This window comes from Aquimarina sp. RZ0, assembly GCF_008370685.1.
In the GTDB taxonomy this organism is placed as follows: domain Bacteria; phylum Bacteroidota; class Bacteroidia; order Flavobacteriales; family Flavobacteriaceae; genus Aquimarina.
Genome location: NZ_VTZU01000009.1, coordinates 126,096 through 134,351, shown reverse-complemented (window position 1 = coordinate 134,351; position 8,256 = coordinate 126,096). Strand labels below are relative to the sequence as shown.

The window sequence follows — 8,256 nt, the reverse complement described above, 5'->3', positions numbered from 1 at the left end:
AACTCAAGTTTATCCTTCTTTATAGAAGAGGTAGTAATACCCATGTACACATTTACCACTAAATCAGAAAAAAAGATTTCAACCAACGATTTTCAATACACCTGTTTCCTTAACTAAACGACATTGGAGTGCACCTCTCACACCACCCAGCGTACGGGTCTCGTACTGGGCGGTTCGTAGTATCAAAACTTTACTTTGAGATAATATTCCAGCATGGACTCATACCCTCTTCTCTTTAGACGTTGAACAGTGATCGTAGTTTTCATAATAGGACTTTGAGCTACTGCCCAGCCTCCCATTCTTGTACGACTCCAAGCATAGGCTTTTCCTTGATCTACACCTAATCGAATCAGATTTTTACGCTTGCGCTCCAGCTTTTTCCAGTCATGCCAAATACAATATCGCAGCCTGTTTCGTAACCACTCATCCAGAGATTTTAGTTTAGCTTGCAAATTACCTAAACGGTAATTATTGAGCCAACCTCTGTAGATTCGTTGCGCACCTTCCAGTCTTTCTGCAAATGACATAGGTAAGGTTTTCTTGGTAACATACTTGAGCTTACCCTTGAGACCCCGCCAAGAGTGCTTTGCTGCCACTAACTGGTAGTGTCCTTTTGTACCTTTCTTGTAGATCGGTACAAAACTATAACCCAATACCTCAAATGTACTGGGTCTGCGTATACCACTCTTTGCTCGGTTGATCGGTAAGTCTAGTTTATCTCGTAAAAACAGATATATCGCATTGCCAACCTTGCGGGCTGTTGCTTTTGATTTTGTATACACACTAAAATCATTAGCATAGCGTATAAACCTCAGTCCTTTATTCTTTAGGTATTTATCCAACTGATCTAATAATATATTAGACAGTAACGGACTTAAGCGGAATTCACATTGATTTGCATAACAACTTTGAATTCAAAGAAATTTCGGAATTAAATAATAATGTTTGAATTGAGTTCACCAAATCGAATGGGAATTGGATCCCTGAAAACGAATTTGAACGACTAACTTTCATTCACAAAAACACTACTTTTAAAAATTTGATAGAAGGAGATAATTCCGATTTTCCAGAAGATAAAAATGTTTTGAACGGAATTTCATTCTTTCCCAAATCAATGCGCGAGATCAATGATGGATATATGAAACGCGGAAAACCAAATGAGAATGACGATATAATACGATTTATAACTAAAAATTTCGCATATTCATCGTTTCTTTTTCCTTTCTACTTCGTTTAAAAAATAAACCGTAGCTATAGCTATGCTTGATTTTTTTGCCTTGCATAAAGAAAAAATAATTCAATGAATTTATACGAATTTTTTAATCACAAATCGTATAATTTATCTTTTCGAGAACGGAAAAATGTTTCGGTTAAATTGTGAGCGGATTGAATTAATCGCAGAAAAATAAATCGACCATAAGACAATATGTGATCATAGCAGCCGAGGTAAAAAAAGAACATTGTATTATAGTAAATTCACGATTCAATAACATCTTTATATTCCAGAAAAAAAGTTTCTAGTTTAAGCATATTACTATGTAAGAACTCCATAGTTTCTTGCCAGGTTTTTCTATTATGAATGCTTACTTGTAGTAATTCAACATAAATACGTGAGATAATTTTACCATTTTCTAACTCATAATTTTCATCAAAAATAATATCAGTGAGATATGCTGTAGTAAGAATATTTTTTAAACTGGTAAGTTTTTCAAAATAATAAACTCTTATTATTTCATCAGAAGGTTCTATATCAATAGAAACTTGTGCTTTTTTGGTAGTGAAAGTGAACTTAAGAGTTACATCTTTTATTTTGGTATTATATAATAACCATTTATGCGGGTACATTGTTCCAAAAGTAGTCCAGAACTCTTGTCTGATTTGTTTTGACGCTTCTTTGCTATACATTATTAAATAAGATAAGCTATTGTTGTGGCAATCAATATAACCATCAATTTAGTGATATTGAACTTATGTCCCTCATTACTTTCAAAAAGAATTGTTGTTGAGACATGTAGAAATATTCCGATGACGAGTGCTGTAATTTCTGTATAATAATCCTGTGCAGTTTCAAAATATGCCGCTATCAAGGTTCCCAAAGGGGTCATAAAGGCAAAAAGAGTCAGGAAAAGTAATATAGCAGATTTTTTGATTTCTGTTTTGAATAAAAAGGTTGTTAAGATCATAGCTACCGGAATTTTATGTATAATAATCCCGACGAGAACTCCTTCTGTTTGATGAATTGGAAATCCTTCCAGTACCGCGTGGATTCCCAGACTTATAAACAGTAGTTTAGGAATTTTTTTTGTCTCTTTGTCAATATGGATATGCCCGTGTTCTGCTCCTTTTGAAAAGTATTCCAGTACTTTCTGAAGTAGTATTCCTATCATAATCCATACACCTGTTTTTTTTGCAGATGTATGATCCTCAAATACTTCTGGTAATAGATTAAAAATAGTACTTGCCAGAAGAAATGCGCCACTAAAGGCTAAAAGGAGTTTTAAGTTTTTTTGATTTGCATTCTTAAAAATATATACTATGATCGAACCTATAAAAACTGCAGATATGGATAAAATATAACTATTCACTATTTAAAAATCAAAATAAGTCGGGGAGAGGTAGTCTGATGAAATTTTTCTAACTGATAATTACCAAAAATATCGAGTAAGTCAATTTCGGCTTTTTCAAAATAACGTTCAAAATCTTTAAGCGTAATTGCTTTTACTTTTTCAGTAAATAAAAACTCTTCATTGTTATCCGTAAACCTGATCTCTTTGTAGATATATCCTTCCTTAACATATTTTTTAATGTAAAAAGTAATCCCTTCGATTTCTTTTGTTTCCTCTGGAACCAGATTTGCTGTGACATATGCTACATTCATAAAATCAATGACTCCTAATCCTTTTTCATTAAGATCAGATTTTATTGCCTTTATCGTATTTAGATTCTCTTCTTCTTTTTCGAAATAACCAAAACTTGTAAAGAGATTAAAAACAGCTGAAAATTTTCCTGGATAAGGAGCGCACATATCGTGGACTTTAAATCGTAGGGTATCGTTCTCAAATTGAGAAGCGTATTCAATACTGTTTTTTGAGAGGTCAATACCCGTAACATCATATCCTAATTGATTTAAATAGATACTATGTCTTCCTTTACCGCAAGCAAGATCAAGAATTTTTTCATCATGATCTAAGTTCAGGTAGTTGGTCAATGTATCCATAAATACCCGCGCTTCTTGTTGTCCTCTGTCTTTGTATAATATATGATAGTATGGTGTGTCAAACCATGATGCATACCACATTGTAGAATCTTTTAGCATAGGGCGCAAAATTAATGTATTTTTGCGGTTTAATTATAGCGAATTTAAAGATAGTGGGTAATTCATTTAAAATGGTGGCCAAAACCTTTTTTGGTTTTGAGGAAATATTAACAAAAGAACTTAGAAACTTAGGTGCAGAGCGTGTTGAGCAAGGAAATCGCATGGCTAGTTTTTATGGCGATATAGGATTTATGTACAAAGCTAATCTTTGTTTGCGTACAGCATTAAAAATATTAAAACCTATCACTTCTAAAAAGATTAGAAACGAAAAGGAACTGTATAATTTTATTCAAAGTATACAATGGAATGAGTATTTGGATACTAATGATACCTTTGCTATTTATACAACAGTTAACTCCACAATTTTCACACATTCTCAATTCGCTTCTTTAAAAGCCAAAGATGCTATCGTAGATAAATTCAGAAAAGAAACGGGAGAACGACCTAGTGTAGATACTGAGTATCCGGATCTTACTATCAATATTCATATTCAACAAGATTTATGTACTGTTTCTCTGGATAGCTCTGGAGGATCATTGCATCAAAGAGGATATCGAACGATGACTAATATAGCACCAATCAATGAGGTTTTGGCGGCTGGTTTATTGTTGTTATCCGGTTGGGATGGACAATGTGATTTTCTGGACCCCATGTGTGGTAGCGGTACATTAGCTATTGAGGCTGCCATGATCGCCTGTAATATTCCTGCTAATCTTAATAGAAAAGAGTTTGCTTTTGAGAAATGGTTGGACTGGGATATGGATTTATTCGAAAAAATTGAAAAAGCTTGTCTCAATAAAACTCGAGATTTTCATCATACTATAATTGGTAGTGATAAAGCTCCTTCTGCTATCAGGAAGGCCAGACAAAACGTTGAAAATGCCAATCTAACTGATTTTATAAAGATTCAGGATAGTAATTTTTTCGAAAGTAGTAAGGAAGGAGAAAAACAATTACACATGGTTTTTAACCCTCCATATGGAGAACGATTAGAATTAGATGCCGAAGTGTTTTACGGGCAGATTGGTGATACCTTAAAACAGCATTATCCTGCAACCAACGCCTGGTTTATTACCTCTAATTTGGAAGGTTTAAAATATGTTGGGCTAAGACCTTCAAGAAAGATCAAAGTTTTTAATGGTAAACTGGAGTCTCGTTTGGTAAAATATGAAATATATGCGGGAAGTAAAAAAGCAAAATTTCAAGATAAATCCTAATGCCAATACAGAAGTAGTTTGAACTGTCTCAATTCACCATAAAAATGCTGTCTTTTTTACTCTATTTATGGCTTTTTCTTAGTTCGTAACGACACTACTATGAAGTTTAACAAACACTTCAATTGATCAAAAAATAACTATTTTCTTCAGAATCAAAAAAGTATAAACTACTTTATAGTAAAACTACATAGTCATGAGTGAAGTATGTAGCTATCTTTTCTTTTTTACAAAAGGAATCAGGTAACTGATAGAGTAGTTATATCCCACACCAAATAAACTAAAATCATTAGTTCTGCCGAATCCAGGTATAAAAAGGTTTTCGAACCCTTCAGGGTCTTTTTCGTTTACTAATCTTCTTATAGAAATATTTGCACCAAGGTACAGGTTTTTTAATGTTTCTACTTTTAAGCCTAAAACAAGCTCTACCCAACCAGCAGTTAAGCCATTTGATTTTCTTTCGTCTGTTCTGATTTCATCAGGAAAGAAATCCGTTCCGGTAAAAACTCTGTAATCACTAAGGGTTTGATCAAAAGAAGAAAACCCATAGCGTAAACCGGCATATACGCTGTTCTGCATTCCATACCAATTGTCATAAGAATTATAATCAATACCAAAACGACCATACGTTCCAGAGCCTTCTACATTTATATTTTCTTCATCTCGTACAAGAGATTCATTGCCGATCTCTGCGGCAATATAAAAATCCTTATAAAATCTATAATCTCCAATAATCTCAAAACCAGAATAATCATCATTAATGGCAGTTCTTATAATCCTATTGATATCTATTCCTAGCCTCAATCCATATTTTTCTGCCGGAGGTAATGTATCTCTAGCAGCAACTGTTTTGTCTTCTTCTTGACTTAAAATAGTACCTGATATCAGGAGACTAATGAAAAATAAGTACGTGCGCATTTGTCTCATTGATAATATTTTGTTCTAGTATTGATATTCTTTTAATCCAGTTTTCGCCTCCTTCTTCTGGAGTTAATGAATTCGTTAAACCATTATAAATGACTCTAAAACCGCAAGCACTGCTTACATATTCTTCCTGAGGGCTATACTGAAAACTAAGCATATCCACATTAGGAATAGTCGCGTCATCGGTAGTATCAGAGTCTATAGTAAATCTAAAATTAGTTAAACTGGCATCGGTTTTTAACGGAATCATAATAGAATCCAGATTCGTTTCAAAATTAATAACAGTATCAGAACCTTCTGCGCCTATCTGAAGCTCATTTGGTCTTTTTGTATCTGTCGCAGTAACATCATCAATAAACTTGATAATCAAAAAAGGAGTGGTGGCCGCATTTTCTGCGCAGATATCATCTCGTTCACAACTAATACTAAAATGTATTACCGTTATGGAACAGATAATAAGAATTATAGTTTTAAATAATCTCATCTATTATATTTTTATGACCAATACCACATTTTTTAATGGGTAGATCTATCTATAGTATTTACACTTACTTCTTATAAAACCTCATACTTAGTTTTTCTAAAAAGGTTTGTAACATAATCTAATCATGCTACTCTTTGCTTTTCGGATCGTAGCACACCATAATTTTTTCCAATTCATATAATGAACACTAAAACCAGACTGGTGAACGAAAAAATGTAGAAACTACAAAGGGTTTTTCTATAAATTATATACATCGCCAAAAGTAAAAAAGAAAAACCAATAAGAATAGGTTATTTCTCAAAAAGAAAGACTGAGATAATTCTAATGCGTTGCTGAAAATAGTATGTTTTTAGTCAATTAAACCAGTTAGTTGTTTATGAACCAGAAAAATATTTGTTTTAAAAATTCGTAGAGACCTGTCTAGTCATACTTTTTTTGTTCAAATGAGAGAAGAAAAAAGCCTTTAAATATATTTTTTACTCTATTTATTTCTATATCATTAATCGGATTATTGTCCAGAAGTAATCCGGCAAGAGGATATTTTTCGGTTTCATAAACATTCGGAATAGTCGTTATCTGATTGTTGTTGATGTGTACCATTAAGAGTGCTTTCATTTTTACAAATTCGGGAGGTAGCCGTCTGAAACGATTGTACCCGGCATGAATGACCCATACTTTTTTCATTTCTGTGATTTTCTCAGGTAATTTTTCTAAAGAATTATGATCGATATATAAAAATCTAATTTGCGATAATGCACCAATGGTTTCTGGTAGTTCTTTTAAATTATTATGATCTATCCATAGTGAGTAGAGTAGAGGTAATTTACTTAAATACTCATAATTTTTTTTATGCTGTAATACATTAAATGATAGATTAAGGTCTTTTATTTTTTGAAGTTTCGTGATGTTTTCTGGTAATAATGAAATATTGTTGTTTTTAAGATTTAAAAATTCAATATGTAGTTCTGATAATTGGTCAAATATCTGTACAAGATCTAATTTGGGGTTATTGATAAGAGAAAGTTGTTTTAGATTGCTGAGAGATTTAATGGCATCTGGTAGTTTTATAATATTAAGACTGTCCAGTATTAATATTTCTAAATTTTTATGCTGCATTAATTCCTGAAAAGTTTCCTCTAAATTCAGATTCTTATTATTACTTAAGTTGATCATTCTTAAGTTTTTTATGGAAGCAATAGAAGAAGGTAGCTTACTTAGGTTTTGATTGCTAAAATCAAGTCTATGAATACTGTTGATATTTTTATTATTGAGGGTATCATGTGTTTTACTATAAAAACTGGTGTAAGTTGAGCAATTACAGAGTAGAAGCAAAGAAAATAAAAGGCTTGTAATTCTTTTTTTAATCATTTGTGATCTTTTTAATAAATGTATTTGCACTAACTTCTATATACATTTTATCCCGGGTTTCTACCTGCCACGGAAAGCGAGGGTTGAGCCCTAAACCGTCATGTAATATATTTTGAATATAAGCACCCGCTTTCTGGCTGTTAATGCCTAGTTTACTATGGACAGAAAAATTATTTTCCTGATATGTTGCAAATGCATATACGTTTCCGTAAAAAAGTTCTTTTAGTGGAGGTAAGGTATACCAGACATTCTTACGACCATCATCAGAGTTTATTGGATTTCTTGGGGATAAGCTATAATCAGGTCTTGCTGTAAACAAGTCAATTCCGATTCCAAACTGATGTATCGTATTGTCATTTTGTATTCTTGTGAAACCAATATTTAATGTCCCTGTTACTCCATAATCTGTTCCTGCCCCATGAAACCAACCTATTTTAAAATCATTATAAAAAGCGACATGAATTGAGTGGTTGGCATTGCTAAAACGCATAAGTAATGCTCCACGTCTCAGTCCATATGATTTTAAGATTTTTGGTAAATATTCTTTGCTAAAACCAAAACCAATCCCATTAAACCCCGATTTTTCCTTAGAATTAAACAAGATTGTAGTATTAATTTCAGAAAGGGATGAGCCCAATAAGTTGTCATTTTTACCGATACCGCCTAATGCAAAAAACTCATAAGAATATGCTAAACCTTGAGTCTTTACAGTATGCCGTTTTAAAAACGGATAACTGGCAAAAGATATTCCGCTTTCTACTGACATATCTCCATAATTAAGTGTCCCAAAACTAAAGATACCAAGTTTCAACCACTGATTTTGATTTCCTAATGTGATTTCTACTTTCATCATTAGTCCTCCATTAGCACCAAAACGCTGAGAATACATCATAGAACAACCCAAGAATATGATAAAACTTATATTTTTTCTTAGAGTATTTAGTAACATA

At 32.6% G+C, this 8,256-nt stretch carries 9 protein-coding genes; 1 reads left to right on the top strand and 8 read right to left on the bottom strand.

What is annotated here, in order from left to right; genetic code table 11:
• Positions 1 to 182: 182 nt before the first annotated feature.
• The 4 genes from F0000_RS05840 to F0000_RS05825 form a co-directional block, all read right to left on the bottom strand.
• Entirely contained in the window at positions 183 to 842 is a 660-nt protein-coding gene (locus F0000_RS05840) for a group II intron maturase-specific domain-containing protein (protein ID WP_255452632.1), read from the bottom strand.
• A 634-nt stretch (positions 843 to 1,476) separates the two neighbouring features.
• Positions 1,477 to 1,905 carry a DUF4268 domain-containing protein gene (locus F0000_RS05835; RefSeq protein ID WP_149623774.1) on the bottom strand — a complete coding sequence of 143 codons (429 nt, stop codon included), beginning with the start codon at positions 1,903 to 1,905 and terminating at the stop codon, positions 1,477 to 1,479.
• A 2-nt stretch (positions 1,906 to 1,907) separates the two neighbouring features.
• Entirely contained in the window at positions 1,908 to 2,585 is a 678-nt protein-coding gene (locus F0000_RS05830) for a ZIP family metal transporter (RefSeq protein WP_149623773.1), read from the bottom strand.
• On the bottom strand, positions 2,585 to 3,316 hold the full coding sequence (locus F0000_RS05825) for a cyclopropane-fatty-acyl-phospholipid synthase family protein (RefSeq protein WP_149623772.1): 732 nt from the start codon (positions 3,314 to 3,316) through the stop codon (positions 2,585 to 2,587). The genes F0000_RS05830 and F0000_RS05825 overlap by 1 nt, the downstream gene beginning before the upstream one ends.
• Before the next feature lie 71 nt (positions 3,317 to 3,387).
• Between F0000_RS05825 and F0000_RS05820 the strand changes: the two genes are divergently transcribed.
• Positions 3,388 to 4,533 (top strand): class I SAM-dependent RNA methyltransferase, encoded by a 1,146-nt coding sequence (locus F0000_RS05820; protein WP_149623771.1) that lies wholly within the window; start codon positions 3,388 to 3,390, stop codon positions 4,531 to 4,533.
• 210 nt (positions 4,534 to 4,743) lie between these two features.
• Here the strand turns inward: F0000_RS05820 and F0000_RS05815 are convergent, their stop codons facing one another.
• The 4 genes from F0000_RS05815 to F0000_RS05800 form a co-directional block, all read right to left on the bottom strand.
• Positions 4,744 to 5,457 carry a DUF6048 family protein gene (locus F0000_RS05815; protein WP_149623770.1) on the bottom strand — a complete coding sequence of 238 codons (714 nt, stop codon included), beginning with the start codon at positions 5,455 to 5,457 and terminating at the stop codon, positions 4,744 to 4,746.
• Positions 5,423 to 5,938 carry a DUF6452 family protein gene (locus F0000_RS05810; protein WP_149623769.1) on the bottom strand — a complete coding sequence of 172 codons (516 nt, stop codon included), beginning with the start codon at positions 5,936 to 5,938 and terminating at the stop codon, positions 5,423 to 5,425. The genes F0000_RS05815 and F0000_RS05810 overlap by 35 nt, the downstream gene beginning before the upstream one ends.
• A 420-nt stretch (positions 5,939 to 6,358) precedes the next feature.
• The gene (locus F0000_RS05805; RefSeq protein ID WP_149623768.1) at positions 6,359 to 7,111 is read right to left on the bottom strand and encodes a leucine-rich repeat domain-containing protein; all 753 of its coding nucleotides are present in this window, start codon (positions 7,109 to 7,111) and stop codon (positions 6,359 to 6,361) included.
• 187 nt (positions 7,112 to 7,298) lie between these two features.
• A complete protein-coding gene (locus F0000_RS05800) occupies positions 7,299 to 8,255 on the bottom strand; it encodes a hypothetical protein (RefSeq protein ID WP_149623767.1) in 957 nt (318 codons plus the stop codon).
• Position 8,256 lies beyond the last annotated feature (1 nt).